The 25837-nt window shown below is 64.1% G+C and carries 27 protein-coding genes; 13 read left to right on the top strand and 14 right to left on the bottom strand.

What is annotated here, in order from left to right; genetic code table 11:
* Window positions 1–137: 137 nt before the first annotated feature.
* From ACOZJV_RS05760 to ACOZJV_RS05745, 4 genes are all read right to left on the bottom strand, one after another.
* Window positions 138–917 carry a DUF4272 domain-containing protein gene (locus tag ACOZJV_RS05760; RefSeq protein WP_421547063.1) on the bottom strand — a complete coding sequence of 260 codons (780 nt, stop codon included), beginning with the start codon at window positions 915–917 and terminating at the stop codon, window positions 138–140.
* 38 nt (window positions 918–955) lie between these two features.
* Window positions 956–1243, bottom strand: a complete 288-nt coding sequence (locus tag ACOZJV_RS05755) for a barstar family protein (protein ID WP_421547062.1) — start codon at window positions 1241–1243, stop codon at window positions 956–958.
* A gap of 46 nt (window positions 1244–1289) precedes the next feature.
* Window positions 1290–1889: a helix-turn-helix domain-containing protein gene (locus ACOZJV_RS05750; RefSeq protein ID WP_201132164.1), complete on the bottom strand. Its 600-nt coding sequence runs from the start codon at window positions 1887–1889 to the stop codon at window positions 1290–1292.
* 92 nt (window positions 1890–1981) lie between these two features.
* On the bottom strand, window positions 1982–3943 hold the full coding sequence (locus ACOZJV_RS05745; protein WP_078471382.1) for an FAD-dependent oxidoreductase: 1962 nt from the start codon (window positions 3941–3943) through the stop codon (window positions 1982–1984).
* A 214-nt stretch (window positions 3944–4157) separates the two neighbouring features.
* Here ACOZJV_RS05745 and ACOZJV_RS05740 point away from each other — a divergent pair, with 214 nt between their 5' ends.
* A complete protein-coding gene (locus ACOZJV_RS05740; RefSeq protein WP_078471381.1) occupies window positions 4158–5207 on the top strand; it encodes an ABC transporter substrate-binding protein in 1050 nt (349 codons plus the stop codon).
* A 72-nt stretch (window positions 5208–5279) separates the two neighbouring features.
* Window positions 5280–6092 carry a class II aldolase/adducin family protein gene (locus ACOZJV_RS05735; protein WP_421547061.1) on the top strand — a complete coding sequence of 271 codons (813 nt, stop codon included), beginning with the start codon at window positions 5280–5282 and terminating at the stop codon, window positions 6090–6092.
* 129 nt (window positions 6093–6221) lie between these two features.
* On the opposite strand, the gene ACOZJV_RS05730 is transcribed toward ACOZJV_RS05735, so the two are convergent.
* From ACOZJV_RS05730 to ACOZJV_RS05700, 7 genes are all read right to left on the bottom strand, one after another.
* The gene (locus ACOZJV_RS05730) at window positions 6222–7016 is read right to left on the bottom strand and encodes a hypothetical protein (RefSeq protein ID WP_078471380.1); all 795 of its coding nucleotides are present in this window, start codon (window positions 7014–7016) and stop codon (window positions 6222–6224) included.
* Window positions 7017–7182: 166 nt separating this feature from the next.
* Window positions 7183–7536 carry a DUF2493 domain-containing protein gene (locus tag ACOZJV_RS05725; RefSeq protein WP_078471379.1) on the bottom strand — a complete coding sequence of 118 codons (354 nt, stop codon included), beginning with the start codon at window positions 7534–7536 and terminating at the stop codon, window positions 7183–7185.
* A complete protein-coding gene (locus ACOZJV_RS05720) occupies window positions 7524–9227 on the bottom strand; it encodes a Na/Pi cotransporter family protein (protein WP_421547060.1) in 1704 nt (567 codons plus the stop codon). Before ACOZJV_RS05720 ends, ACOZJV_RS05725 begins: the two co-directional genes overlap by 13 nt.
* A 28-nt stretch (window positions 9228–9255) precedes the next feature.
* A complete protein-coding gene (locus ACOZJV_RS05715; RefSeq protein WP_078471377.1) occupies window positions 9256–9462 on the bottom strand; it encodes a hypothetical protein in 207 nt (68 codons plus the stop codon).
* An 84-nt stretch (window positions 9463–9546) separates the two neighbouring features.
* Window positions 9547–12264: a magnesium-translocating P-type ATPase gene (gene mgtA / locus ACOZJV_RS05710; RefSeq protein ID WP_421547059.1), complete on the bottom strand. Its 2718-nt coding sequence runs from the start codon at window positions 12262–12264 to the stop codon at window positions 9547–9549.
* Between the two features lie 284 nt (window positions 12265–12548).
* Window positions 12549–12839: a hypothetical protein gene (locus tag ACOZJV_RS05705; protein ID WP_078471375.1), complete on the bottom strand. Its 291-nt coding sequence runs from the start codon at window positions 12837–12839 to the stop codon at window positions 12549–12551.
* Window positions 12840–13251: 412 nt separating this feature from the next.
* The gene (locus tag ACOZJV_RS05700) at window positions 13252–13608 is read right to left on the bottom strand and encodes a hypothetical protein (RefSeq protein WP_201130677.1); all 357 of its coding nucleotides are present in this window, start codon (window positions 13606–13608) and stop codon (window positions 13252–13254) included.
* A 396-nt stretch (window positions 13609–14004) separates the two neighbouring features.
* Here ACOZJV_RS05700 and ACOZJV_RS05695 point away from each other — a divergent pair, with 396 nt between their 5' ends.
* The 7 genes from ACOZJV_RS05695 to ACOZJV_RS05665 all read left to right on the top strand — a co-directional run bounded on the left by ACOZJV_RS05695 (window position 14005) and on the right by ACOZJV_RS05665 (window position 20757).
* Window positions 14005–14310: a hypothetical protein gene (locus ACOZJV_RS05695; protein WP_421547058.1), complete on the top strand. Its 306-nt coding sequence runs from the start codon at window positions 14005–14007 to the stop codon at window positions 14308–14310.
* Window positions 14303–15208 (top strand): L-threonate dehydrogenase, encoded by a 906-nt coding sequence (gene ltnD, locus ACOZJV_RS05690; RefSeq protein WP_020298321.1) that lies wholly within the window; start codon window positions 14303–14305, stop codon window positions 15206–15208. Before ACOZJV_RS05695 ends, ltnD begins: the two co-directional genes overlap by 8 nt.
* A 10-nt stretch (window positions 15209–15218) precedes the next feature.
* Window positions 15219–16511, top strand: a complete 1293-nt coding sequence (otnK, locus tag ACOZJV_RS05685; protein ID WP_421547057.1) for a 3-oxo-tetronate kinase — start codon at window positions 15219–15221, stop codon at window positions 16509–16511.
* A 20-nt stretch (window positions 16512–16531) separates the two neighbouring features.
* Window positions 16532–17170 (top strand): aldolase, encoded by a 639-nt coding sequence (locus ACOZJV_RS05680; protein ID WP_078471552.1) that lies wholly within the window; start codon window positions 16532–16534, stop codon window positions 17168–17170.
* A gap of 176 nt (window positions 17171–17346) precedes the next feature.
* Window positions 17347–18807, top strand: a complete 1461-nt coding sequence (locus ACOZJV_RS05675) for an SLC13 family permease (RefSeq protein ID WP_201130679.1) — start codon at window positions 17347–17349, stop codon at window positions 18805–18807.
* 21 nt (window positions 18808–18828) lie between these two features.
* Window positions 18829–19611, top strand: a complete 783-nt coding sequence (otnI, locus tag ACOZJV_RS05670) for a 2-oxo-tetronate isomerase (protein ID WP_421547056.1) — start codon at window positions 18829–18831, stop codon at window positions 19609–19611.
* 69 nt (window positions 19612–19680) lie between these two features.
* Complete coding sequence (locus tag ACOZJV_RS05665; RefSeq protein ID WP_421547055.1) at window positions 19681–20757, top strand: alpha/beta fold hydrolase; 1077 nt, start codon at window positions 19681–19683, stop codon at window positions 20755–20757.
* An 89-nt stretch (window positions 20758–20846) separates the two neighbouring features.
* Here ACOZJV_RS05665 and ACOZJV_RS05660 read toward each other — a convergent pair whose 3' ends face one another.
* The gene (locus ACOZJV_RS05660) at window positions 20847–21653 is read right to left on the bottom strand and encodes a DeoR/GlpR family DNA-binding transcription regulator (RefSeq protein WP_078471369.1); all 807 of its coding nucleotides are present in this window, start codon (window positions 21651–21653) and stop codon (window positions 20847–20849) included.
* 159 nt (window positions 21654–21812) lie between these two features.
* On the opposite strand from ACOZJV_RS05660, the gene ACOZJV_RS05655 reads away from it, so the two are divergent.
* Entirely contained in the window at window positions 21813–22148 is a 336-nt protein-coding gene (locus ACOZJV_RS05655; protein WP_421547054.1) for a hypothetical protein, read from the top strand.
* Here the strand turns inward: ACOZJV_RS05655 and ACOZJV_RS05650 are convergent, their stop codons facing one another.
* Window positions 22149–22472, bottom strand: coding sequence for a hypothetical protein (locus tag ACOZJV_RS05650; protein ID WP_421547053.1), 324 nt, complete (start codon window positions 22470–22472; stop codon window positions 22149–22151).
* Window positions 22473–22531: 59 nt separating this feature from the next.
* Complete coding sequence (locus ACOZJV_RS05645) at window positions 22532–22963, bottom strand: SPOR domain-containing protein (protein WP_201130684.1); 432 nt, start codon at window positions 22961–22963, stop codon at window positions 22532–22534.
* Window positions 22964–23323: 360 nt separating this feature from the next.
* Here ACOZJV_RS05645 and fabV point away from each other — a divergent pair, with 360 nt between their 5' ends.
* The 3 genes from fabV to ACOZJV_RS05630 all read left to right on the top strand — a co-directional run bounded on the left by fabV (window position 23324) and on the right by ACOZJV_RS05630 (window position 25798).
* On the top strand, window positions 23324–24520 hold the full coding sequence (gene fabV / locus ACOZJV_RS05640) for an enoyl-ACP reductase FabV (RefSeq protein WP_421547052.1): 1197 nt from the start codon (window positions 23324–23326) through the stop codon (window positions 24518–24520).
* Window positions 24521–24788: 268 nt separating this feature from the next.
* Window positions 24789–25487: an AzlC family ABC transporter permease gene (locus ACOZJV_RS05635; RefSeq protein ID WP_078471365.1), complete on the top strand. Its 699-nt coding sequence runs from the start codon at window positions 24789–24791 to the stop codon at window positions 25485–25487.
* Window positions 25487–25798 (top strand): AzlD domain-containing protein, encoded by a 312-nt coding sequence (locus ACOZJV_RS05630; protein ID WP_020298333.1) that lies wholly within the window; start codon window positions 25487–25489, stop codon window positions 25796–25798. Before ACOZJV_RS05635 ends, ACOZJV_RS05630 begins: the two co-directional genes overlap by 1 nt.
* Window positions 25799–25837 lie beyond the last annotated feature (39 nt).

Raw genomic sequence — 25837 nt, 5'->3', positions numbered from 1 at the left:
AAAAAAACAGGGTCGTGCGTCAGGCCTATCAGTGGGCAGCCAGCGCTTCAGGTGGGGCGAGGGTGCTGGCTGCTGCTGGGCCGGCCGGCGCTGCGCAGCGGCCAAGCAATGGGGCCGTAGCGCAGGCGGTTTTCCTGTCAGGTATCGGTATTGACGTCGTCCCATTCCTGACCCATGTAGCCCATCAACCAGTTGAATGCGTAGTGGCGTTCATAGGTCACGCTGGCGTCGAGGCCGGCCGGGGGCGCGGTGTTTTTCATGCGGGCTTCGACCACATTCCAGTCATAGCGGTAGGTGCGGTCGGTCTGGTCGAGGACTTCTTGCAGCGGGCGCGGCTTGGCGTCGGCGATAAACTCCTCAGGGGTGCGCTTGAGCATGATGGCCGCGGCGCTGTTGACGTCGCAGACGTTCTGCGGCTTGTCCAGGGTGTCGACATAGCCCAGGGCCCAGAGCAGGACCCAGGCCGATTCGTAGCGCCAGGAGAACTTGATGCGCTGCTCTTCGGAGGGCTGGGGGTTGGCGATAAACAGGCTTTCTTCCGGGGTAAAGCGCGGGGTCAGGTTGTAACCCTCAACCAATTTGTCCACCGTCGGCTGGTCCAGGCCGCTGCCCTTGGCCGAGACCACCAGCAAGGCCATGGCGCGGTAGGCGACGGCATCAGTGCTGCGCGGGTGGGCGTTGGCTTGGGTGGCGATCGCCGGCAGGCCCGCCGGCAGCGGCACGCCCTCTGCACGCAGCAGGGCTTCGGAGCGCTCCTTGCGGGCGCTGCCCTCGGCCGAGACCTGCTGGTCCATGGCGTGGATCTGCTGCTTGCGCTCTTCGAAGGACTTGGTCTGGGCCTGAGCCAGCGAACCGTGGAGGGTGGCCGCGGCCAGCAGCAGGCCAGCCAGGGTGTTGTTGCGGGAGATAAAGGCCATTCGAGGGATCTTCTTCCTTGTTGGATAAGGGGTGTGGCTTAGCGGTAATGGGTTTGGCAGGCCTGTTCGGGATAGAGCTGCTTGAGTCGCTCCAGGCACTCCTGAATCATCCGCGCCTCGCGGGGCAGGCGTTCGGCGAACCCCGGCCAGTGCTCGAAAACCAGCTGCTCGGGCATCTCCACCAGGGCGCTGATGGCGTCCCAGAAGGCGTCCCAGTTGCAGCCATACCAATGCGGGAAACCCAGGGCATCGCGCAGCAGTGCATGCAGCTGCGGTGCGTCCTGGATGTTGGCCAGGTCGATCTGGAGCGAGGGCAGGCGGCTCATGGGGCGTTGTGCCGGATCAAATGGTGCATGACTTATGGCCTGAAAACTAAAAGGTTGGGGGGGTGATGACCCACAGCACCAGCGCATCGACCTGGCCCGGGTTGCCGTAGCGATGGGGTTCCTGGCTGGAAAAACTGAAGCTGTCGCCCTCGTTGAGCTGGAAGTGCCGTTCACCGACCCACAGCTCAAAGCTGCCGGCCAGCAGGTAGCCGGCTTCTTCGCCTTCGTGGCTGTAGCTGAGCTGGCTGTAGGTGCCCGGAGGAAAACGCGAATGCAGGAACTCCAGCTGCCTTGTCGGCTGCGGGGTCAGTAACTGGTCGACGATGCCGTTTTCGTAATGCACGCTCATGCGGTTTTGCCGGCGCACCACGTAACCCTGGTCTTCAGGCGCGGTATTGGTTTCGCTGGCGAAGAACCACTGGATGGTCACGCCCAGGCTGCGGGCGATGTTGAACAGCGCCGGAATCGACGGATACGCCAGGTTGCGTTCCAATTGGCTGATGTAACCCGCAGTCAGCTCGCTGTTTTGCGCGAGCTCGGTCAGGGTCATGCCGCGGCGTTTGCGCAGGCCGCGGATCCGTGTGCCGAGAAACTGCGGGCCCGCCGCGTTGCCGTCGGGCGGGGGCGCGCTGGTGGCAGGCGGCATCTTGCTGCTGTTGCTCATGGCGTGCTCCGAACCGTGGAGGTGGGCGCGCCGGGGCGCCCGATCCTGGAAAAGGTGCGGAGTATAAAACAGCCTTACAGCTCCCAGGCGACTTTCAAGCCTTCGTAGATCGCTTCTTCGGCGGTGCGCGGCGCCAGGCAGTCGCCGATCCGGCGAAACTCCACCAGCCCCTGCAGCTCGTCGCCCAGGGTGTCGACGACTTGGTGACCCTGGCACAGCACCAGGCTGTCGATGTTTTCCAGGAGCATGGGTTCGCCGCTGGCGGTGTGTTGCAGGTACACCGTGTTGTCGTCGCAGCCGTACAGGCGCGCATAGGGAATGATCGGGATGGCCAGTCGATGCAGCTCGCCGGCCAGTTGGTCGCGCACGTAGAGCGGCAGGTTTTCCCCGCAGTGGGTGCCGTTGACCGCCAGTTGCACCTGATGCCCGGCGCGCACCAGACGTTCGGCGATGCCGGGGCCGATCCAGTCGCAGCGCCAGTCCACCACCACCACCGAACGCCCCAGTTGCACCTCGTCGCGCAGCACCTGCCAGGCATCCACCACTTGCAGTTCGCCGCCACGCTCGAAGGCTGGCCAATAGGGCTCGGCGCCGGTGGCAATGATCACCAGGTCCGGGCGCTCGCGTTCCACCAGCGCCCGGTCGACCCGGGTATTGCGCACCACCCGCACCCCGGCCAGTTGCATCTCGCGTTGCAGGTTGGTGCTGGCGCCGCCGAACTCGCTGCGCCGTGGCAGCAACTGCGCCAGCAGCACCTGGCCGCCCAGTTGCGCACTGGCCTCGTAGAGCGTGACCTCATGCCCCCGTTGCGCGGCCACCGCGGCGGCCTTCATCCCGGCCGGGCCGCCGCCGGCGACCATGATTCGCTTGGGACGGGCGCTGCTGTGCAAGGTACCGAATTGCAATTCGCGCCCGGTTTCCGGGTGCTGGATGCAGGAAATCGGCAAGCCTTTATGGAAGTGGCCGATGCAGGCCTGGTTGCAGGCGATGCAGGCGCGCACATCTTCAGCGCGCCCGCTGTCGGTCTTGTTGGGCATTTGCGGGTCGCAGATCAGTGCACGGGTCATGCCGCACACGTCGGCCTGGCCACGGGCCAGGATCAGTTCGGCTTCCTGGGGCTGGTTGATGCGCCCGGTGACAAACAGCGGAATCTGCAGGCCGGCCTTGAAGGTCCCGGCCTCTCGGGCCAGGTACGCGGCCTCGATCGCCATCGGCGGCACGATATGCACTGCGCCGCCCAGGGATGCCGAGGTGCCGGCGACGATGTGCACGTAATCCAGCTCCCGTTGCAGGGCCTGCACCGCGGCCAGGGAATCGTCCTCGCTCAGGCCCTCGGGGTCGCGTTCATCGGCGCTGATGCGCAGGCCGATGATGAACTGCTCGTCGGTGCTGGCGCGGATCGCGGCGATCACCTCGCGGACAAATCGCAGGCGTTGCTCCAGGTCGCCGTTGTAGCCATCGCTGCGCTGGTTGACCCGGGGGTTGATGAATTGCGCCGGCAGGTAGCCATGGCTGGCCACCACCTCCACGCCATCCAGTCCGGCCTGGTGCAGGCGCCGGGCGGCGCTGGCGTAACCGCGGATGATTTCGTCGATCATCCCCTGGTCCAGGGCCCGGGGCATGACCCGGAACCGTTCATTGGGCACCGCCGAGGCCGAATAGGCCACGGCCAGCAGGCCGTCGCTGGACTCCATGATCTCGCGCCCCGGGTGGAAGATCTGCGACAGCACCAGGGTGCCGTGGGCGTGGCAGGTTTCGGCCAGGCGCCGGTAGCCGTCGATGCAGGCGTCATCGGTGGCCATCAGCACGTGGGAGGTGTAGCGCGCACTGTCATGGACCCCGGCCACCTGCAGCACGATCAACCCGACGCCGCCCTCGGCCCGCGCCCGGTGGTAGGCGATCAACTGCTCGTTGACCAGGTTATCGGTGGGCATGGAGGTGTCGTGACCGCTGGACATGATGCGGTTCTTCAGGCGTTTGCCACGGATCTGCAACGGCTCGAACAGGTGCGTGAAGGCGGAGGACGGCGTCGACATGGGAAAGCTCCAGGCGGGCCGAAGACGCGAAGGCGGGTATTCGGCATTTTTATTATTGGCCTATAGAAATTTACCCTCAGTAAAAAATCAACTTGTTTTTTTACTTGAGGTTGCAGTAGCTTCGTTTTGTGCCCGCTCCTGGGGCCACCCTCACAACAATAAAAAAGGACCCTGGCGGCGATGACCCAAGGGGGACCTGCACGAGGAACCAATGATGAAATCGAACACGCGCAAACAGGGCCTTTATCCGTTGTTCCTGCTGCTGGCTGCCGGGCTGGGCAGCGCCCAGGCAGCGCCGGACATGGTGGTGGTCGGGTACGGCGGAGCCGGACAAAAAGCCCAGGACGTGGCGATCTTCCAGCCCTTCAGCAAGGCCGACGGCAGCAAGCTGATCCAGAGCGAATACAACGGCGAGATGGCGCGGATCAAAGTCATGGTCGACACCGGCAGCGTCGACTGGGACGTGGTGCAGATCGAAGGCCCGGATTTGATGCGCGGCTGCGAGGAGGGCATGTACGAGCGCCTTGACTGGAAGGTCCTGGGGCATGCCGAGCAGTTGATTCCCGATGCCGCGCAAGACTGTGGCTCAGCGGCCCTGGTCTGGAGCGTGGCGATTGCCTATGACCGCCAGAAGCTGGCCCAGGCGCCAACCTCCTGGGCGGATTTCTGGGACGTGAAGAAAATCCCCGGCAAGCGTGGCCTGCGCAAACGCGCGGTGTACAACCTGGAGTTCGCCCTGATGGCGGACGGGGTCAAGGTCGAGGACGTGTACAAGGTCCTGGCGACCCCCGCCGGTGTCGACCGCGCGTTCGCCAAGCTGGGTGAGCTCAAGCCCTACATCCAGTGGTGGGAGGCCGGCGCGCAACCGGCGCAATGGCTGAGCGCCGGCGATGTGGTGATGACCTCGACCTACAGCGGCCGGATCGCTTCGGCGGCCCAGGGTGGCAGCCCCCTGGCGCTGGTCTGGCCGGGCAGCCTGTATGGCATGGATTACTGGGCGATCATCAAGGGCTCGCGACATGTCGACCAGGCCAAACGCTTTATCGCCTTCGCCAACCAGCCTGAGGTGCAGGTCAATTACGTGCAGCAGATCCCCTATGGGCCGACCAATACCCAGGCGGCGGCGCAGCTCGATCCGAAGCTGGCGCAATGGGTGCCGACCTCGGCGCAGAACCTGACGGGGGCGTTGTCGATGAACGTCGAGTTCTGGGTCGATCATGGCGAGGAGCTCGAAGAGCGCTTCAACGCCTGGGCCAGCAAGTAGTGGCGGGGCGGGCTGGACGTCCGTTGGCGTCCAGCCCTATTGTTCGCGCAGCCGATCAGCCTGGAGAACCTGATGATGAACACCCTTGCACCGCCGCTTGGCGCCGTCCCTGCAACTGCCGGCCCCGAGCGCAGCGCCACTGAACAGCGCCTGCGCGAAGAGCTGGCGGCCTGTTACCGGTTGGTTGCGCACTTTCGCATGACCGACCTGATCTTTACCCATATCTCGGTGCGCCTGCCGGGGCCGGAACACCATTTCCTGATCAACCCCTATGGCCTGATGTTCGACGAAATCACCGCGTCGAACCTGGTCAAGATCGGCCTCGACGGGCGTGCGGTGGAGGCCTCACCATACCCGGTGAACCCGGCGGGGTTCGTGATTCACAGTGCGATCCACGGCGCCCGCGAGGATGCCCAGTGCGTGCTGCACACCCACACCCGCTCCGGTTGCGCGGTGGCGGCGCTCAAGTGCGGCTTGCTGCCGGTGAACCAGATTTCCATGGAGTTTTACGGGCGCGTGGCCTATCACGATTACGAAGGCGTGGCCCTGGACATGGGCGAGCAGCAACGGTTGGTGGCGGACCTGGGAGACAAGCCGGTGCTGATGCTGCGCAACCATGGTCTGTTGACCGTGGGCGAGAGCGTCAGCCAGGCGTTTCTGCGCATGTATTACCTGGAGAAAGCCTGCGAGATCCAGCTTGCGGCCCAGGCTGCGGGAGAGCTGGTGTTGCCACCGGCGGATGTGTGCGCATACACCGAACGCCAGTTCAATGACCCCGCAAGGCCCCTGGAAGAGGGTGAGCTCAACGACCCCGATGCGATGCAATTGGCCTGGTCCGCTCTGCTGCGCCTCCTCGACCGCACCGCCCCCGATTACCGCCAATAACCTTGTAGCCGCTGCCGCAGGCTCGGCCGCATTCGGACGCTGGCCCTGTAAAACGCCGTATTTCTCTCGGGTGGATTACGGCGCCCATGAGGGCCAGCGCAGCCTTGTGCCTCGGCAGCGGCTACAGGGTTAGAAGCGCAGGGTGGCGCCGGTACTTAGCCAGCGGTCGCGGGTCTGGTTGAGGTTTTGTCCGAGCACGAGGTCGAGGTCGATGCGTTGACCAACATGCAGCCTGGGCCCGGCTTGCCAGGCGTTATCGCCGCCACGCTGGCCGTAGCGTTCGGCGATCAGGGTCAGGCTCTCGGCCAGGTCGTACTCCAGTCCTGTACCCCAGGTCCAGCGGTGATTGCGCTGGCCGTCATCGTAGGCATGGCTCCAGCCGGCGTTGAGGTTCAGGCGCAGGGCCTGGATGGGCGAGTAGGTCAGGGGCAGGTTGAAGTCGGCGCCGTCAAAGGCGTGGCTGCGGTTCAGGGCCACGTGCGCCGAGGTGGCCAGGGCCAGTTGCAGGCCGAGGTCTTCACGGTCCCACAGTTGCGCCTTGAGCTGCGGGCTCAGTTGCGTCTCGGACGCGCCGTCTTCCCGGCCGTGCTGCACTTCGACGCCCAGTTGGGCCCAGGGCAGGGCCTGGAAGGTGCAGGCCGGCGACAGCACGGTCTGCTGGCTGGAATGGTCATGCCGATTGCTCTGGTGCCAGAGGTCGACGTTGCATTCCCCCGGGGCGTTGATCCCGCCATCGTCCACCACATAGGCACCCCCCGCGGCACGGGCGGTGGAGAACAGGGACAGCAGCACGATCAACACCAGGATCAGGCTGATGAACTGCAGGTTACGCCGCAGCATCCGTACCCGGGACGGCGGCAGGCTGTTGCTGATGGACGTGAATGGGCCCGGGTTGGGGGCGCTATGACGCTTGGGCTTGAGCATGGTGGAACTCCGTCAGGGTCGGGGCGATGCGCCCTGCGTGCTGGCACGCAGGGGGCGTTCGAAAGGGGACGCAGGTGGTGAGCGGATCAAGGCCCGCAAAGGGGGCACAGCGCCTGCTGGGTTCTTCGTTCATGAGGAAGGCTCGTTGTGGGTGGAAAGGGGTGGGTTATTGCCGGTCAGTGACCGACAGGGTCTGAATGCCCTGGGCCTTGGCCCGGGCCAGCAGCTCTTCGGTGTCCTCGCCGCCGGGCAAGGCAATCACCAGGTCCGGGCGACTGTCCTTGAGCATGAAGGCATTGCGCAGGCGCTCGGCGTGCTTGCCGTGGAGCTGCCAGTTGGGCGGATAGCGCACGATGTCGGCACCGATCTCTCGGGCCCAGTCTTCGATTTCCGCCCCCAGGAACTGGCTGCCGCCGTGAATCAGCACCCGCACTTCGTGCATGCGCTGGAAGGCTTCCAGCACCCGCCGGCACAGGTGGGTGTCGGCGTAGTGGCGCCCGGCGCAGATCAGGATGCGCATTGCTCTGGTTCCTTGCGGTCAATGGTGTCGGGAGCGTCTGCCAGGCCGTCACCGGCCAGGCTGCTGTTGATGTCGCGTTCCCCGGCGCGTTCCAGGGCCGGGTACGCCAGGGCGGCGATGTGGTGATGCACGCGGCGGTAGTCGCGCAGCAGGCGCTGGAAAATATCGCCGGACTCGGCCCAGGCGCTCTTGTCTTCGCGCAAGGTCCGGAAGTGCTCGCGACTGGCCATGGCTTCGAGCCTTCTCACCACTTCCTTGCGGCTGACCAGCTGGTGTGCGGTGGGCAGGTCTTCGCGCAGGAACACGGTCACCGCCAGGCTCAGGCTTTCGAGGACTTCACGGTGCAACGGGTACAGGGTGCCGAGTTCAAAGGCCGAGAAGTGCTCGCCCCGACGCAGGCGCCGCGCCGCCAATTGCGCGAGGCTGGTGGAGAGAATGTCGCCGGCGTGTTCCAGGTTGATCACGAACATCAGGATCTCCTGGGAACGGTCGGCATCCTGGTCGCTGATGCCTTCCTTGCCGATATCCGCCAGGTAGGCGCGGATCGCCGCGCTGAGCAAGTCCAGGGACTGGTCGATGCGCCGCACTTCATCGGCGCTGGCCTGCTCCGAAGTGCGCAGCAGTTGCAGCACCCGGCTGAGCATGCTCGACAGCATGTCGGCCATGCGCAGGGCTTCGCGGGCGGCGTTGGCCAGGCCGATGTTGGCCACTTCCAGGCCGGATTCGTCCAGGTACAGCGGCATCCCGGGGTCGACCACCCGCTCGGGCTCCGGCAGCAGCCGGGTGAGCAGGGCGGCAAGGGGCCCGGTGAGACCGATGAACAGCAGGGCCAGCACCAGGCTGAAGGCGCTGTGCACACCCACCACCAGCAGTGCCGGTGGCAGTTGGCCGAGGAGTTGGGGCTGGGCCAGCAACGGCACCCAGGGCAACAGCATCAGCACCCCGCTCAGGCGCACCAGAAAATTGCCCAGGGGCAGGCTCCGGGCCACGCTGGAGCCGGCGTTGACCAGCGAAGGCAGCGCGCCGCCGATGTTCACCCCCAGCACCAGGGCCATGCTGGTGGAGGGTGAAAGCAGGCCGGCGCCGGCCAGGGACGCAACCAGCAACACCACCGCGACGCTGGAGTGGCAGACCCAGGCCAGCACCGTGGCCACCAGCAGCGCCAGCAGCAGTTCGCCGTCCAGGCTGCGCATCAGCAGTTGGAATATCGCCGAGCCTTCGACGTCGCCCAGGGTGGCGCCGAGCATGCGCAGGGCCAGCAGCATCAGGCCCAGGCCGATCAGGGCGCAGCCCAGGCTTTCGAAGCGTGAGTCGTCCCGCAGGCGGAACACGATAAAGCCGACCAGCAGCACCAGAGGGGTGACGATCGAGATATCGAAACTCAGCAGTTGCACCACCAGGGTCGAGCCGATATTGGCGCCCAGCATCACTGCCAGCGCCGGCGCCAGGCTCAGGGTCCCGGCGGCGGTAAAAGAGGTGGCCATCAGGCTGACGGCGGTGCTGCTCTGCAGCACCCCAGTGATGCCGATGCCACAGGCCAGGGCCATCCAGCGGTTAGTCAGGTTTTGCCCCAGCCACTGACGCAACTGCGTGCCGAAACCGCGCAGCAGGGCCGAGGAAATCATATGGGTGCCCCACAGCAACAGGGCGATGGAACCAGCGAGATTGATTAGCAGAGTAGTTCCCGACATGAGGACTCTCCTTGAACTGTTTCATTGTCTAGCGGGCCGCAACCCGGATCGAGGTGCGGTTGATGGCGCTGCTGAACGCCAGGAGAAATCGGACTTCAACCGCGCTCAGCCAGCCCCTGGCATAGAGCCGGACGCTGAGGGCGGTGAGTAGCCTGGCGCTGTTCGACAGGCCGATCACCAGCAGTGCACGCAGGGCCCGATCAAGTGGTTGCCACAGGTATTGGATCAGTCGCATTGCTGTTCTCCCCAGGGTGTTGGGAGGAGCCGTTGCCGATCCAGGGTGGCCGCCAAACCGGCCGGCCACCCTGGGCTCAGGTGCTTAGAACCACTGCTTGAAGCGGCGGATGTAGATGGTCTTCATGGTCTGGGCCACGACGCAGTAGCAGAGCAGGGTGCCGACCAGCCACGGGAAGTATTCCCACGGCAGCGGTACCAGGCCGACCATCGCGCCCAGCGGCGAGAACGGTACGTAGATCCCCAGCGCCATCACCAGGCCGGTGGCCAGCATTACCGGCAACGCAGCGGTGCTCTGGATGAACGGGATCTTGCGGGTCCGCAGCATGTGCACCACCAGGGTCTGCGACAGCAGGCCTTCGATGAACCAGCCGGATTGGAACAGGGCGGCCATTTCCACGCTGTTGGCGGCGAACACGAACCACATCAGGGCGAAGGTGGAGATGTCGAAGATCGACGAGGTTGGCCCGATCCACAGCATGAAACGGCCAATGTTGTTGGCGTCCCACTTGCGCGGCTTGCTCAGGTATTCCTTGTCCATCTTGTCCCACGGCAGGGCCAGCTGGGAGAAGTCGTACATCAGGTTTTGCAACAGCAGGTGGATCGCCAGCATCGGCAGGAACGGGATGAAGGCACTGGCCACCAGCACCGAGAACACGTTGCCGAAGTTGGAGCTGGCGGTCATGTTCAGGTACTTCATGATGTTGCCGAAGGTCTCGCGACCCTTGATCACCCCTTCCTCCAGCACCATCAGGCTCTTTTCCAGGAGGATGATATCTGCCGATTCCTTGGCGATATCGGTCCCGCTGTCCACCGAGATACCGACGTCGGCATCGCGCAGCGCCGGAGCATCGTTGATACCGTCGCCGAGGAAGCCCACGGTGTGCCCGTTGGCCTGCAGGGCCTTGAGCACCCGGGATTTCTGCAGCGGGGTCAGCTTGGCGAAGACCGTGCGCTCTTCCACCAGGCGGCTGAGGGACACGTCATCCATTTGCTCGATGTCGCGACCCAGTACCGGCACGCCGACTTCCAGGCCGACTTCGCGGCAGATCTTGGCGGTGACGATCGGGTTGTCGCCGGTCAGGACTTTGACCACTACGCCGTTTTCACGCAGGGCGGCAATGGCCGGACCAGCGGTTTCCTTGGGCGGATCGAGGAAGGTCAGCAGGCCTTCGATGACCAGCTCGCGTTCGTCGCTGGCGTTGTACTGCGTACGGATCGCGTCGGGTGCCAGGTCGCGGGTGCCCACCAGCAGCACGCGGAAACCGTCGCGGTTGTATTCCTCGGCCTGCTCCAGCAGGGCGGCGCGGCGCTGGGCGTCGAGTTCGACGACCTTGCCGTCCTGGCGTACCTGGGTGGCGGTTTCGAGCATTTCCTCGACCGCGCCCTTGCACACCATCAGGTGATGGCCGGTGTCGTCCGCGAGGATCACCGAGAGACGGCGACGCACGAAGTCAAACGGCAGTTCGTCGACCTTGGTCCAGGCCTGGGGCGGGCTGAACTTGGGGTTTTCTTCGGCGAAGCGCACCACGGCGCGGTCCATCAGGTTTTTCATGCCGCTCTGGTGGTAGCTGTTGAGCCAGGCCAGTTGCAGCACCTGGTCGCAGCGCCCGCCGGCAATGTCGACGTGACGTTCGAGGATGATCCGGTCCTGGGTCAGGGTGCCGGTCTTGTCGGTGCAGAGCACGTCCATGGCGCCGAAGTTCTGGATCGCATTCAGGCGCTTGACCACCACCTTGCGTTTGGCCATGGCGGCGGCGCCCTTGGCCAGGTTGGCGCTGACGATCATCGGCAGCATTTCCGGGGTCAGGCCGACGGCCACCGCCAGGGCGAACATGAAGGCTTCGGTCCAGTCACCCTTGGTGAAGCCGTTGATCAGCAGCACGATCGGCACCATCACCAGCATGAAGCGGATCAGCAGCCAGCTGACGCTGTTCACCCCACGGTCGAACGCAGTCTGGGTGCGGGTGCCGACAATGGAGCGGGCCAGGGAACCGAAGTAGGTGCGCGAACCGGTGGCCACCACCACGGCCGTGGCGGTGCCGCTGACCACGTTGGTGCCCATGAAGCAGATGTTCGGCAGGTCGAGCAGGTCCTGCTGGTCGGCGGCGACGCTGCTGGCGGACTTTTCCTGGACCGCGCCCAGGGTGTCGTACTTCTCCACCGGCAAGGCTTCGCCGGTCAGCACGGCCTGGCTTATAAACAGATCACGGGATTCGATCAGGCGGATATCGGCCGGGATCATGTCGCCCGCCGACAGGCGCACGATGTCGCCCACGACCAGGTCGCGCATCGGCACTTCGCGCAGTTGGGCCTGCATGCCCATCTGCTCGCGGCGCAGGACTGCGGCGGTGGTCCGCACCATGGCCTTGAGGGCCTCGGCGGCCTTGGCCGAACGGTGTTCCTGCCAGAAGCGCATCAGGCCGCTGGCCAGGACCATGACCAGGACAATGATGACCCCGGTGAGGTCGGTTTCTTCACCGTCTTGCAGCGGCAGCCAGAAGTCAGTGATGAAGCTGATGCCGGTCAGGGTCATCAGCACATAGATGAAGGGGTTGTTGAAGGCCTGGAGCAATTGCACCAGGGCGTGGGGTGGGTGGTCGTGGGCCACTTCGTTGAAGCCGTCCCGGTGCAGTCGGCCCTCGGCGTCGAGTTCGGTCAGGCCATTGGTGTTGGATTTGACGTTGCCCAGGGTCACGTCAAGGCTGTTCTGGGCTTCCCGGGCCGCACGCATCGACAGCTTGTTTTCGTCGCTGGACGCGTTGCCGTTGTGGGCCTTGGGTTTTTTTACTGCTGTAGTCATTGCGTGTGCTCCTGCCGCAGTCTTGCGGCACGACACACAAACAACTCACCTGATTAAAGACGAGCGAAAGTATGTCGAGCCGCAAGTAAGCGATCGATTCAGGTAGTTGCGTGTTATTGGTTTTAACGTTCGCTGCATACTCCGTGATAATGGATATACAGCGAACCTACTACTGGCCTCTTCCATAACAGGCTCCCATTGATTTGATTTAAAGCGGGCAACAGTAAGTTGCCGAATTCCTTATATAAGGAAAACGCTCGGGAAGAACACGAAGTGTCTTCGGATCAGTGGAAAGTGCGGGTTCCGAGGTACAGGCTGTAGATCATCCCGGCCTGCTGGAACAGCTGCGCGATACTCCGACTCGGTGGGTCCTGGCTGTCATCGACACACCAGCGTTGCTGGAGCTGACCGGTGGCCGGGCAGACGCGCCAATTGGACCGCAGGTGGGCCTGGGTACGGGCGCAGGGGGTGGAGAAGGGCGAGCGTGCCGCGACGCTGCGCTCACGGCACAGCTTAACGCGCATCGTCGAAGCAAAGGCGCGTACGCCTGGCATTACTGTGGATTTGAAGTTCATAACATTACCTCGCGACCGGACTGGCTCCGGTAGAGGCAAGTTACGATGGAGCATCAAGCTCTAGCGCAGCTCACCCGACCGAAGAGTCGAGTCCCGTCATTGCCTGGGTTAGTGCCTGGTTCTGCGCAGAGGCAGCGGCCAGACAGCGTCTAGATACTGTGTCCATTGGCTTCTTTAGTGAGTTGAAAAATGGCCGGTGTTGCCGGCCCGCGCAATTTACTGGCGAGGGGGGTTGAAGTCAACATTAAAACCACCCGGATGAGTGTATTAATTGGCGTCAGACAGGAAATGGACAGGAAGTCGGCTGATTTATGGCAGTGTGCTATTTGTTGTCGTGGTTCATTGCGCCGTTATTACAAGTCAGTGCTCAGGGACTATATCCGTGAGCACTGTTGTAATTAATGAAGGGAGATTATGGCGCGCTCAATTGCCGGGATATATCCCGATAAGTCTGACTGTCGGTGGCAGCCAGTAATTGCCGACCGTCATTGAAGGTGCCGAGAAACGTCACTTCGGTCTGGGTGCCTGCCATCAGGTAACCGGCAATTGCGCCCACCGGCCCCAGGAGCATGGCCCCGGCGATGCCGAAGCCCAGTGCATCCTTGTTGGCGACGGAATCCTGGGTGGCGATTTCCAGGGTCTTGAAGGCCGAGGCCTTGAGCACCACGCCGGGGGAAGTATTGAAGGCGGTCTTCAGCTTGAAGCTGCCGTTGCGGTATTCGCCATCACCTTGCAGGAAGTCACCTGCGAGAACTTGGATCGTTGCCATGTCGAATCATCCTTATCCAAACATTGCGGGACTCAGCATCAGGCACCAGCCCGGCAAGGGGGTCAACGCCAGTGCGATGAGGGGCGCTACCGTCAGTCGGTGGCCCTGTGTCCTGAGCATCGACCCGGCCCTGGGCGCTTGAACTGATCCAGGTCAGGGTTGCAGGCGCTGTTCGGCCGATTATCGAGGCTGGCCGACGCGCGGTAGAACCGTCGCGTCCCTGACGCCGAGCGGGCGGTATCGGTGGTGGCGGCTGCGCAGCGAGGCAGGTTGGGGAGGGTGGGTGTGTGAGTGGCGATGTTAAAAAATGTTAGATTGAAAAATAACTTCACATAATCCGTTCATTGGTGGATTATCTGTTCCAACCTGACAACAAAACCAAGCAGGATGGCCCTCATGTACGACAAGGCCCCGTTGCACCCGCCGAGCGTCAAGGCTCCTCGGTCGACCCACACCCACTCTTTGCATGCCTCGCTGCGCGTTGCCCGCCCCGAACCCGCCGAGCTGCTGGCCGCCGCCTTTGGCGTCAGCCCCGCGGTAATCCGGCACGCCGTATCGCTGCTCGCAGCTCCCGTCGCCGCACAGGCGCTGCCCGGGAGCGCGCTGATCAGCGCCAACCTCTATTCCCTCGACGCGGCCCGCCGCCTGCGCGCTGCCGCGCAGGGTACGCCGTCGCCTATTTCTGGAGTTGCTCATGAATAACAAAAACGTCGGTGTCGTCGGTCTCGGTGCCATGGGCCTGGGTATCGCCCGCTCGCTGTTGCGCAGCGGCTTCAATGTGCATGCCTGCGATGTGCGCGCCGCGGTCACCGAGCAATTCGCCAGTGAAGGCGGGGTGGCTTGTGCCAGCGCCGCGCAGATGGCCGCCGAATGTGACGTGATCATCACCGTGGTGGTGAACGCCGAGCAGACTGAAAGCGTGTTGTTCGGCGACGGTGCGGCGGTTGCGGCCCTGCGCCCCGGCAGCCTGGTGATCGGCTGTGCCACCGTGGCCCCGACCTACGCCGTGGACCTCGGGCAGCGCCTGGCCGAGCAAGGCCTGCTGTACCTCGATGCGCCGATCTCCGGTGGTGCGGCCAAGGCTGCGGCCGGCGAAATGACCATGATGACGTCGGGTCCGGCCGAAGCCTACGCCAAGGCCGAGGCGATCCTTGCCGGCATGGCGGGCAAGGTCTACCGCCTGGGCGATGCCCATGGCCTGGGGTCCAAGGTCAAGATCATCAACCAGTTGCTGGCCGGGGTGCACATTGCCGCCTCCGCCGAAGCCATGGCCCTGGGCCTGCGTGAAGGGGTCGACGCCGACGCCCTGTACGAAGTGATCACCCACAGCGCTGGCAACTCGTGGATGTTTGAAAACCGCGTGCCGCACATCCTCAAGGCCGACTACACGCCGCTGTCCGCGGTGGATATTTTCGTCAAGGACCTGGGCCTGGTCCTGGATACCGCCCGCGCCAGCAAATTCCCGCTGCCGCTGTCGGCCACCGCGCACCAGATGTTCATGCAGGCTTCCAGCGCCGGTTTCGGGCGCGAGGATGACTCGGCCGTGATCAAGATTTTCCCGGGCATCGAGTTGCCGACCGCCAAGCCCGAGTCTGTGTGAGGACCGCCCCATGAGCCCGACCCTTTCCCGCCCGTTGCTGGGCTGCATCGCCGATGACTTCACCGGCGCCACCGACCTGGCCAACATGCTGGTGCGCGGCGGCATGCGCACGGTGCAAAGCATCGGCATCCCCAGTCGCGAAGTGGCGGCGGAGCTGGATGCCGACGCCATCGTCATCGCCCTCAAATCCCGCACCACGCCGGTCAATGACGCGGTGGCCGAGTCCCTCGCCGCCCTGAACTGGCTGCGCGAGCAAGGTTGCGAGCAGATCTTCTTCAAGTACTGCTCGACTTTCGATTCCACCGCCGCCGGCAATATCGGCCAGGTCAGCGAGGCCTTGCTCAAGGCCCTGGGCAGTGACTTCACCCTGGCTTGCCCGGCATTTCCGGAGAACGGCCGGACCCTTTTCCGTGGCCACCTGTTTGTCCAGGACCAGTTGCTCAGCGAGTCGGGCATGCAGCATCACCCGTTGACGCCGATGACCGACGCCAACCTGGTGCGCGTGCTGCAATCCCAGACCACGCAGAAGGTTGGCCTGTTGCGTTACGACAGCATCGCCCAGGGCGTCGAGGCGGTCCGGACGAGGATCGCCGAACTGCGGGCCCAGGGCGTGGGCATGGCCATCGCCGATGCGCTGTCCGACCAGGACCTCTATACCCTGGGCGCCGCCTGCGCCGACCTGCCGTTGCTGACCGGTGGCTCGGGGTTGGCCCTGGGCCTGCCGGAGAACTTCCGCCGGGCCGGCAAGCTGCGTGACTTCGATGTGTCGAGCCTGCCGACTGTGGCCGGTGGCGAAGTGGTCCTGGCCGGCAGTGCCTCGGTGGCGACCATTGGCCAGGTTGCGGCCTGGCTTGAAGCCGATCGCCCGGCCCTGCGTATCAATCCGATGGCCCTGGCGGCCGGCGAACCGGTGGTGGCGCAAGCCCTGGCCTTTGCCCGCGAGCACCAGCACACCGTGTTGATCTACGCCACCAGCACCCCGGACGAGGTCAAGGCGGTGCAGCAGCAACTGGGTGTCGAGCGTGCCGGGGCCCTGGTGGAAAATGCCCTGGGCGAGATCGCCAAGGGGCTGCGCCAGGCTGGCGTGCGGCGCTTTGTGATTGCCGGTGGCGAAACTTCCGGTGCAGTGGTCAAGGCCCTGGGCGTGCAACTGTTGCAGATCGGCGCGCAGATTGACCCAGGCGTGCCGGCCACTGTCAGCGGGGGCGACGAGCCGCTGGCCCTGGCCTTGAAATCCGGCAACTTCGGCGGTCGGGATTTCTTCGCCAAGGCCCTCAAGCAACTGGCTGGAGATGCCCAATGAGCACGGCAGTCAAAAGCGCCCTGAGCAAGGAAAACGCCCTGCGCGAAGAGATCTGCGACGTCGGTCGCAGCCTCTATCAACGCGGCTATACCGTGGGCAGCGCGGGCAATATCAGTGCGCGCCTGGACGATGGCTGGCTGATCACCCCGACCGATGTCTGCCTCGGGCGCCTGGACCCGGCGGCCATCGCCAAGGTCAACCTGGCGGGGGAGTGGGTGTCCGGCGACAAGCCGTCCAAGACCCTGGCCCTGCATCGCCAGGTCTACGATCGCAACCCGGGCGTGGGCGGGGTGGTGCACACCCATTCCACGCACCTGGTGGCACTGACCCTGGCCGGTGTCTGGCAGGCGGATGACATCCTGCCGCCGCTGACCCCGTACCAGGTAATGAAGGTCGGGCACATCCCGTTGATCGGTTACCAGCGCCCCGGTTCACCGAAGGTCGCCGAGCAGGTTGCGCAACTGGCCAACCGAGTGCGTGGCGTGATGCTTGAGCGCCTGGGCCCGGTGGTCTGGGAAAGCTCGGTGTCCAGGGCCAGCTACGCCCTGGAAGAACTCGAAGAAACCGCGCGCCTGTGGCTGATGACCCAGCCCCGGCCGGAACCGCTGAGCCAGGCGGCCCTGGACGAGTTGCGCGAGACCTTCGGTGCCGCCTGGTAGGGCACCGGTATTCACTTGACCCAACGTAAATGCAGGCAGGCCATGGGAGACGCGTCGCGACTCCAGTGGAGACCGGTCTGCCTGAAAAACAATAACAACAGGACTTCACCCATGACGTATCCCGACTGCAGTCTCGTTAACACACTACCCCTGGTCTGCGACGGAGGGCTGGCATCATGAGCCCGCTGATCCTGATGCTGATCGCCGGCGTGGGCATCGCCATGCTGTTGTTCCTGGTGCTCAAGTACAAGTTCCAGCCCTTTGTCGCGCTGATGCTGGTGAGCATCCTGGTGGCGCTGGTGGCCGGGGTCAAACCGGCAGACCTGGTGGCCACCATTGAAGGCGGCATGGGCAAGACCCTGGGCCACATCGCGATCATCATTGCCCTGGGCGCGATGATCGGACGCATCATCGAGCTTTCCGGTGGTGCCGAGGCCCTGGCCAAGACCCTGATCGAACGCTTCGGCAACCGCCGTACGCCGCTGGCGCTGACCATTGCCGGCTTCATCATCGGCGTGCCGGTGTTCTTCGAGGTCGGGGTCATCATCCTGATGCCGCTGGCCTATGGCCTGGCCCGCAAGGCGCGCAAGCCGCTGCTGATCTTCGCCCTGCCGATGTGTGCGGCGCTGCTCACCGTGCACGCGTTCCTGCCGCCTCATCCGGGCGCCGTGGCCGCCGCCAGCCAACTGGGCGCGGACCTGGGCCGGGTGCTGATGTTCGGCCTGCCGCTGACCGCTTTCCTGTGCTACGTCGGCTACCGTGTGGCCGGGCGCATGACCCGTCGCTTCTACCCGATGACTGACGATATCCGTGCGGAAGTCTATGGCCCCCACGTTACCAACGCCGACCTCGAAGCCTGGAACAACGGCTCCAGCCAAACCAGCGCCCAGGCCACCGCGGCCGTGTCCCACATGGGCCTGGAAGAGTCCACCAGCAGCATCGTATCCAAGCTGCCGCCGGCGCCACCACCGGGTTTCGGCCTGATCGTCAGCCTGATTCTGCTGCCGATCATCCTGATTCTCCTGGGCACCCTGGCCACTTCGCTGTTGCCCCCAGAGTCGACCTTGCGCGGGATCATGACCGTGCTCGGCGCGCCCCTGGTGGCGCTGTTGATCGACACCTTGCTCTGTGCCTGGCTGCTGGGTTCGCGTCGCGGCTGGAGCCGTTCCCAGGTGTCGGATGTGATCGGTTCGGCCCTGCCGGGCGTGGCCATGGTGATCCTGATCGCCGGTGCCGGCGGTGTGTTCGGCAAGGTCCTGGTGGACACCGGGATCGGTGCCGTGGTCTCCGACATGTTGCGCACCACCGGCCTGCCGGTGCTGGCCCTGGGCTTTTTGCTGACCATGCTGCTGCGTGCGGTGCAAGGTTCGACCACCGTGGCCCTGGTGACCACCGCCGGGATCATCGCGCCGCTGATCGCGACCCTCAACCTGACCCCCAACCACATGGCCCTGCTGTGCCTGGCCATGGGCGGTGGCGGGTTGGCGATGTCCCACATCAACGACGCCGGCTACTGGATCTTCACCAAGCTGGCCGGGCTTAATGTCGCCGACGGCCTGCGTACCTGGACCGTGATCACCACCTTGCTCGGCACCTTGGGTTTCTTGATTACCCTGTTGATCTGGCCTTTTGTCTGACCCTTTGTCCCAGGAGTTAACATGCCTCGTTTTGCTGCCAACCTCAGCTTGCTCTACCCGGAACACGAGTTTCTCGACCGTTTCGCCGCCGCCGCGGCCGATGGTTTCGAAGCGGTGGAGTACCTGTTTCCGTACGACTACAGCGCCCAGGAACTCAAGCAGCGCCTGAGCGACAACGGCCTGGTCCAGGCCTTGTTCAACGCGACACCGGGCGACTGGGCGGCGGGCGAGCGGGGCACCGTGAGCCTGCCCGGGCGCGAGAGCGAATTCCGCGCCGGTTTCGACCGCGCCCTGGAATACGCCGCCGTGCTGGGCAACTCGCGGATCCACGTGATGGCCGGCTTGCTGCCGTCCGAAAGCGACCGCGCGCGGCACCACGGCGTGTACCTGGAAAACCTGGCCTATGCCAGTGCCCAGGCGGCCAAGGTCGGGATCACGGTATTGCTCGAACCGATCAATACCCGTGACATGCCGGGCTTTTTCCTCAATCGCCAGGACCAGGCCCAGGCCATCTGCCGGGAAGTCGGGGCCAGCAACCTCAAGGTGCAGTTCGACTGCTACCACTGCCAGATCGTCGAAGGCGACCTGGCGGTCAAGCTGCGTCGGGATTTTGCCGGCATTGGCCATATCCAGATCGCCGGCGTGCCGGACCGTCACGAGCCGGACCTCGGGGAGCTGAACTACCCGTACCTGTTCAACCTCATCGACGAGCTGGGGTATGACGGCTGGATCGGCTGCGAATACCGCCCACGGGGCGACACCTCGGCCGGCCTGCAATGGCTGCGCGACTGGAAGGCCCGCTAAACCCTCGATGCACCCCCTGCGCGCCGCTCGCGCAGGGGCTCCCAGAACAAAAACAACAGGACTCATCCCATGCAGCGCTTCGCTTCCCGGCCCGCTATCGGGCTGCTGTTTTCCCTGCTTTTCGCCGGCTCCACCCTCAGCGCCGCGCCCTTGCCGGCGGCCACCGAAGGAGACTGGGTAGCCCCCGAGTTCACCTTCCATAGCGGTGAAAAGCTGGCCAACCTGAAACTGCACTACATCACCCTCGGCAATCCGAAAAACCCGGCCATCCTCTACCTGCACGGCACCTACCGCCCTGGCAGCGATGTGCTGAGCAAGGATTTTGGCGGCGAACTGTTCGGCCCCGGCCAGCCGCTGGACGCCAGCAAGTACTACATCATTTCCACCGATGGCATCGGCGTCGGCCAGTCGAGCAAACCCTCGGACGGGCTGCGCACCAAATTCCCCGCGTACAACTACGCGGACATGGTCCAGGCCCAATACCGGCTGGTGACCGAGGGCCTGGGGGTCAAGCACCTGCGGTTGGTCATCGGCAATTCCATGGGTGGCATGCAGACCTGGATGTGGGGCCAGACCTGGCCGCAGATGATGGATGCCCTGGTGCCCATGGCTTCGCAGCCGACCGAGATGTCGTCGCGCAACTGGATGATGCGCCGGCTGCTGGTGGAGTCGATCAAGCAGGACCCGGCCTGGAACAACGGCAACTACAGCGCCCAGCCGCCGTCCCTGCGCCTGGCCAATGCGCTGTTCAGCGTCGGCACCAGCGGCGGCACCCTGGCGTATCAGGCGGCTGCACCGACCCGGGCCCTGGCCGACAAACTGGTGGATGAACGCCTCGCCGCGGCGCAAAGCGCCGACGCCAATGACTTTATCTACCAGTGGCAATCGTCCGCCGACTACAACGCGGCCCCGGGCCTCGGCAAAATCCAGGCCCCGGTGCTGGCGATCAACTCGGCTGATGACGAGCGCAACCCGCCGGAAACCGGAACCCTGGAAGCCTCGCTGCGCCAGCTCAAGAACGCGCGGCTAGTGCTGATCCCGGCCAGCGCCGAGACCCGCGGCCACGGCACCACCGGCATGGCCAGGTTCTACGCCAGGGAGCTGGGCCAGTTCATGCAACAAACCGAAAAAAGCCGCCCCCTGTAGCCGCTGCCGAGGCATGAGGCTGCGCTGGCCGGGGCTGTCGCCGTGGTGTGTCAGGTGTATGGATGTCGCGTCAGCGGCTGCAGGGTCGTTTACTCGGGGAGCAGCAGCTCGACGCCTTGTTTGCGAATCCCGTCTGCCGCTGCCGGGGCCAGGGCGGCGTCGCTGATGATGACGTCGAACTGCTCCAGGCCGGCGATGCGGTACATGCTGAAGGTGCCGTATTTCGAACTGCTGGCCACCAGCACCACCTGGGACGCCGACTGCATGGCCACCTGCTTGACCTCGACCTTCAGCGCCGAAGGAGTGGTGATGCCACGGCGCAGATCCCAGGAACTGGTGGACATAAAGGCAATGTCGGTCACCATCTGGCGCAGGGTGGTCACGGCCAGGCCGCCGACGCAGGAATGGTTGGAGTGGTCGAGCTGGCCACCGGTGTGGATCACCGTCACCTGCGGCGCCTCCATCAACGCTTGCACCACCCCGAAGTCATTGGTGACCACGGTCATGCCCGAGAGCGCCTTGATGTAGGGCACGATTTCCAGGGTGCTGGTGCCTGCGTCCAGGTACACCGTCATGTCCGGGCGCAACAGGCGGGCGGCCAATTTGGCCATGGCCTGCTTCTGCGGCAGCTCGACCACCGCCTTGGACTGGTGGCTTGGCTCGCTGTGCAACTGGCTGGCGATGCGCACCCCACCGGTTACCGAATAGGCCCGGCCTTCCTGCTCCAGCAGGGCGATATCGCGGCGCACGGTCATGTGCGAGCAATCGAACATTTCCATCAACTGATGCACGCTCAGCACCTGGTGCTTGCGCAACTGACGCAGGATCTGCTCGCGACGTTGCTCCGGAATCATCGGCGCGCCATTGTCGGTGGCGATGTCCTTGGGATTGGGCATTCGGGCTCCAGGGTGGCTTGACTGCACAGGCAGGAAAACGGGAAGACATAGTAGCGAATCCCACACCTACGGACGAGGGATTGTGCCGTGCCGCTGAGGTTTTTTCAGGGGCCAGGTTATGATCCCCAACCCCTGAAATTGTTCCGAGGACCTGCCCCCATGTGCACCCCGCAAAACTACTGCAACGGCCGCCTGCGCATTAGCCTGGAACCTCGGGAAATGCGCATGAGTCACTGGCTGTATGGGCCCAAGGTCGAGGACCTGAGCCAGGGCCGGGTGCTGCTGGATCTGAGCGCCGGGCAATGGGACTTGCTGGCGGCGGATGAGTCGGCATTGGGCCTCGATCTGCGCCTGCGCAAGTACCCCGGGGATCGCCGGGAAGTGACCCTGAACATTCACCTGGCCGACCTGAGCCTGTGGCTCGATGGCCAGGCGGTCGCCGAGGCTGAGCTGGAGGCGGCGCTGGATGCCGCCCTCGACCGACCCCAGGGCTAGTCAGCCCGTGGTCGCCTCGATCAGTTGCGCATAGGCCTGGGCTTCCAGTTCGCCGCTGCCGCTGATGGCTTCGCCGGTTTCGTTGTACAGCGCAAAGTCATGCTGTTCGTCGCCGATGCTGGCGGCGCCGTCCAGGCCCAGCAACAGGCTGTACAACTGGTCGGTCAAGGCGCCATCAATCACCGCCAGGACCTGGGCCTTCTGGTGCGCGGTCAGCGCCAGGGCCTGCAACTGCTGGCCGACCTGAGTCTGGTCGTCGTGCAGGCTGTGCAGGTAGTGGTCTTTTTGCTTTTTGCAGTTGGCGACCAGGGTCTTGGCATCCATCGGCGAGGGCTCCTTGTGCTAGCAAGTACGAGGCTGAGGTAGGGGGGAGGTGAGCAAGTTCAGGCGTCTTCCCGAGGCAGGGTTCCCAGCAGTTCGCGGGCGCCAAAAATCGCCGGGCCGCTGACGAATACGCGAAACCGCGGGTCGTCGGGGCCGCCGTAGGGAATCCGGTCCTGGGTGGGATTGAGTCCCGCCGCGTGCAGCTCGGCATACAACTGGTCGGCCCGGGCCTGGCTGCGGAAAAAACCGACGCAGTGGTTATGGGGCAATTCCAGTATCAGTTGCAGAAAGTAGCGACAGGCCTGGTCTTCATCCTTGGACACATACTCCGGCGGCTCCGCCTGGCCGCGTTCGGTGTAGAACACGCGCCATTGCGGGCCGTGCTTGACCAGGCAGAAGGCGTCGGAGGCGCCCCGGTCGGAGCCAATGCTGTACGAGCGTGGGTTGCAGCCGGCGTCATGCAGCAGTTTTGCCAGTACTTGGGTATCCATGACGCGAGTGTTTTCCTTGGGCTTCATTCGGGGCTGACGCGGGCAAGGCGCGTCAGGTGGACCATTGTGGCCAATCCGCGATCGGCTCGATAGCCCGGCGTGCTTCGGGATTTTCGCGCGCGGCACCCCGTGGGCGCAGGGTAACTGGTAGAGTTTCGCCGCTTGCGGCTACGCAATCCGGGTCCGGGGCACTAGAATCCCCGGGTTGTACCCACCGTGATCAGTTGAATAACGAGTCTAAATTGGCTGCATTGCCAATCTCGCCGTGACGCGAAGGCGTTCCGAGCGTCTATGAACTTGAACTCGTGACACTGCTACAGCCCGTATTGGCTCTTGGCATATTGAATTTGGAGATTGTGTATGGTCATCAAACCCCGCGTTCGCGGCTTTATCTGTGTGACGACCCACCCGGTCGGCTGCGAGGCCAACGTCAAGCAACAGATCGACTACGTCACTAAACAGGGCGCCATCGACGCTGGGCCAAAGAACGTACTGGTGCTCGGCGCATCCACTGGCTACGGCCTGGCGGCGCGGATTACCGCGGCCTTCGGTTGCGGCGCCAACACCCTGGGGGTGTTCTTCGAGCGCGGCAGCGTTGACGGCAAGCTCGGCACCGCCGGCTGGTACAACACCGCCGCTTTCCACAAATTTGCCGAAGAAAAAGGCCTGTACGCCAAGAGCATCAACGGTGATGCGTTCTCCGATGCGGTCAAGGCCGAGACCATCGAGACCATCAAGCGTGACCTGGGCAAGATCGACCTGGTGGTCTACAGCCTGGCTGCGCCGCGCCGTACCCACCCGAAAACCGGCGAAGTCCTGAGCTCGACCCTCAAGCCGCTGGGCAAGTCGGTGACCCTGCGCGGTGTGGACACCGACAAGGAAATCGTCAAGGAAACCACGCTGCAGCCTGCGACCCAGGAAGAAATCGACGGCACTATCGCGGTCATGGGTGGCGAAGACTGGCAGATGTGGATTGACGCGCTGCACGACGCCGGCGTGCTGGCCGAAGGCGCGAAAACCACCGCCTTCACCTACCTGGGCGAGAAGCTGACCCACGACATCTACTGGAACGGTTCCATTGGCGAAGCCAAGAAGGACCTGGACCACAAGGTCATCGGCATGCGCAAGCAACTGGCAGACCTGCACGGCGACGCCCGCGTATCGGTGCTCAAGGCCGTGGTGACCCAGGCCAGCTCGGCGATCCCGATCATGCCGCTGTACCTGTCGCTGCTGTTCAAAGTCATGAAAGAGCAGGGCAGTCACGAAGGTTGCATCGAACAGGTTTACGGTCTGTATAAAAACAGCCTCTACGCCGAGACTCCGGTGATCGACCAGGAAGGCCGCCTGCGTGCCGACTACAAGGAACTGGAGCCGCAAGTCCAGGACCGGGTCAAGGCGCTGTGGGACCAGGTCACCAGTGAAAACCTCTACGAAATGACCGACTTTGTCGGCTACAAGCAAGAGTTCCTGCGCCTGTTCGGGTTCGAGATCCCGGGTGTCGACTACGAAGCCGACGTCGATCCGGACGTGAAGATCGCTAATCTGGTGCAAATGTAAGCCGCACCGTCTTGCGCGTGACCCCCAACGCCCCTCCCTCGTGAGGGGCGTTGTCATTTGTGGCCGTTGCCTTAACCGGGTTGCCCATGACACCCCACGGCGCCCTTGAGGGCCAAGCGGCGACACGCGTTTTTTGTAGCCGCTGCCGCAGGCAGCGCTGGTCCGACACCGGCGGCGTCCGCCATCACGCGTAAATGCGCAAGATTGTTCAAGCCAATAGCCTCCGGGGCTGGCACAGTCGCTGTCCATTTAGGGAATGCAGGGTTCTATGTCCAGCCAGCTTTTGCCGCGCGCCGCCTTTGTGCGCGGTGCCATTGCCATCATTCCACTGTCCCTGGCGACCGCGCCCTGGGGGCTGCTCGCCGGGTCCATGGCCATCGAGGCCAATCTCACGCCGCTGCAAGGGCAGGGGCTGTCGGGCATCGTGTTTGCCGGTGCCGCGCAATTGGTGGCGATCGGCATGCTCAAGGGCGGTGCGGGGATTTTCTCGATTCTGCTGACCACCTTGCTCCTGACCTCCCAGCACTTGCTCTACGGCATGAGCCTGCGTTCGGTGATTTCGCCCTTGCCGGGGCGCTGGCGCATGGGGCTGGGCTTTTTGCTTACCGACGAGTTGTTCGCCCTGATCAGCGCCCATGACCGGGAGCAGTTCAACCGCTGGTACGCCCTGGGCGTGGGCCTGACCTTTTACGTGGCCTGGAACCTGTTCACCCTGGCCGGCATCGTCCTCGGCAAGAGCATTCCCGGGCTGGAACACCTGGGCCTGGACTTTTCCATCGCCGCGACCTTTATCGCCCTGATCACGCCCCTGGTGCGCAACGTGCCGACCGTGGTCTGTGTCGCCGTCTCGCTGTTCTGCTCGGTGCTCTTCAGCTACTGGCAGTGGGGGTCGGCGCTGGTTCTGTCGGGGCTGGCGGGCATGACCGCAGGCTTTATCTGCAACAAGCTGTATCGGGAGCGCACATGATGGTCTGGGCAGTGATTTTCGGCATGGGGTTCCTGGTCTTCCTCAACCGCTACGTGTTTCTCGAGCCGCGCCTGCCGCTACGCCTGGGCAGCAACGCCCGGCAGTTTCTCGGCTTTGCCGTACCGGGCATGCTGACCGCGATCTGCGGGCCGATCGTGTTCATGCCCGACCACCAGTTGAACCTGCAATGGCACAACCCGTACCTGCTCAGCTCGCTGGTGGCCATCGCGCTGGTGGTTTTCACTCGCAACACCTTGCTCAGCATGTTGTTGAGCATGGCGTTCTTTTTTCTGCTGCGCTGGTGGATGTGAAGAGCGGTTGAGGTAGCCTTGGCGCCTGCCTTTTACCGC

The organism is Pseudomonas sp. QD4, from assembly GCF_049199125.1.
Lineage (GTDB): Bacteria > Pseudomonadota > Gammaproteobacteria > Pseudomonadales > Pseudomonadaceae > Aquipseudomonas.
This window is presented reverse-complemented; position numbering and strand designations above follow the sequence as displayed.

Excerpts from the sequence above, each read along its gene's own strand:
- ACOZJV_RS05705 (WP_078471375.1), bottom strand. The coding sequence starts at position 12,839 with ATGAACTTCAAATCCACAGTAATGCCAGGCGTACGCGCCTTTGCTTCG.
- ACOZJV_RS05675 (WP_201130679.1), top strand. The coding sequence starts at position 17,347 with ATGAGCCCGCTGATCCTGATGCTGATCGCCGGCGTGGGCATCGCCATG.
- otnK (WP_421547057.1), top strand. The coding sequence starts at position 15,219 with ATGAGCCCGACCCTTTCCCGCCCGTTGCTGGGCTGCATCGCCGATGAC.
- ACOZJV_RS05700 (WP_201130677.1), bottom strand. The coding sequence starts at position 13,608 with ATGGCAACGATCCAAGTTCTCGCAGGTGACTTCCTGCAAGGTGATGGC.
- ACOZJV_RS05655 (WP_421547054.1), top strand. The coding sequence starts at position 21,813 with ATGTGCACCCCGCAAAACTACTGCAACGGCCGCCTGCGCATTAGCCTG.
- ACOZJV_RS05730 (WP_078471380.1), bottom strand. The coding sequence starts at position 7,016 with ATGCTCAAGCCCAAGCGTCATAGCGCCCCCAACCCGGGCCCATTCACG.
- ACOZJV_RS05750 (WP_201132164.1), bottom strand. The coding sequence starts at position 1,889 with ATGCCGCCTGCCACCAGCGCGCCCCCGCCCGACGGCAACGCGGCGGGC.
- ACOZJV_RS05755 (WP_421547062.1), bottom strand. The coding sequence starts at position 1,243 with ATGAGCCGCCTGCCCTCGCTCCAGATCGACCTGGCCAACATCCAGGAC.
- mgtA (WP_421547059.1), bottom strand. The coding sequence starts at position 12,264 with ATGACTACAGCAGTAAAAAAACCCAAGGCCCACAACGGCAACGCGTCC.
- ACOZJV_RS05760 (WP_421547063.1), bottom strand. The coding sequence starts at position 917 with ATGGCCTTTATCTCCCGCAACAACACCCTGGCTGGCCTGCTGCTGGCC.
- ACOZJV_RS05735 (WP_421547061.1), top strand. The coding sequence starts at position 5,280 with ATGATGAACACCCTTGCACCGCCGCTTGGCGCCGTCCCTGCAACTGCC.
- ACOZJV_RS05740 (WP_078471381.1), top strand. The coding sequence starts at position 4,158 with ATGAAATCGAACACGCGCAAACAGGGCCTTTATCCGTTGTTCCTGCTG.
- ACOZJV_RS05725 (WP_078471379.1), bottom strand. The coding sequence starts at position 7,536 with ATGCGCATCCTGATCTGCGCCGGGCGCCACTACGCCGACACCCACCTG.
- otnI (WP_421547056.1), top strand. The coding sequence starts at position 18,829 with ATGCCTCGTTTTGCTGCCAACCTCAGCTTGCTCTACCCGGAACACGAG.
- ACOZJV_RS05745 (WP_078471382.1), bottom strand. The coding sequence starts at position 3,943 with ATGTCGACGCCGTCCTCCGCCTTCACGCACCTGTTCGAGCCGTTGCAG.
- ACOZJV_RS05720 (WP_421547060.1), bottom strand. The coding sequence starts at position 9,227 with ATGTCGGGAACTACTCTGCTAATCAATCTCGCTGGTTCCATCGCCCTG.
- fabV (WP_421547052.1), top strand. The coding sequence starts at position 23,324 with ATGGTCATCAAACCCCGCGTTCGCGGCTTTATCTGTGTGACGACCCAC.
- ACOZJV_RS05645 (WP_201130684.1), bottom strand. The coding sequence starts at position 22,963 with ATGGATACCCAAGTACTGGCAAAACTGCTGCATGACGCCGGCTGCAAC.
- ltnD (WP_020298321.1), top strand. The coding sequence starts at position 14,303 with ATGAATAACAAAAACGTCGGTGTCGTCGGTCTCGGTGCCATGGGCCTG.
- ACOZJV_RS05650 (WP_421547053.1), bottom strand. The coding sequence starts at position 22,472 with ATGGATGCCAAGACCCTGGTCGCCAACTGCAAAAAGCAAAAAGACCAC.
- ACOZJV_RS05660 (WP_078471369.1), bottom strand. The coding sequence starts at position 21,653 with ATGCCCAATCCCAAGGACATCGCCACCGACAATGGCGCGCCGATGATT.
- ACOZJV_RS05630 (WP_020298333.1), top strand. The coding sequence starts at position 25,487 with ATGGTCTGGGCAGTGATTTTCGGCATGGGGTTCCTGGTCTTCCTCAAC.
- ACOZJV_RS05695 (WP_421547058.1), top strand. The coding sequence starts at position 14,005 with ATGTACGACAAGGCCCCGTTGCACCCGCCGAGCGTCAAGGCTCCTCGG.
- ACOZJV_RS05715 (WP_078471377.1), bottom strand. The coding sequence starts at position 9,462 with ATGCGACTGATCCAATACCTGTGGCAACCACTTGATCGGGCCCTGCGT.
- ACOZJV_RS05635 (WP_078471365.1), top strand. The coding sequence starts at position 24,789 with ATGTCCAGCCAGCTTTTGCCGCGCGCCGCCTTTGTGCGCGGTGCCATT.
- ACOZJV_RS05665 (WP_421547055.1), top strand. The coding sequence starts at position 19,681 with ATGCAGCGCTTCGCTTCCCGGCCCGCTATCGGGCTGCTGTTTTCCCTG.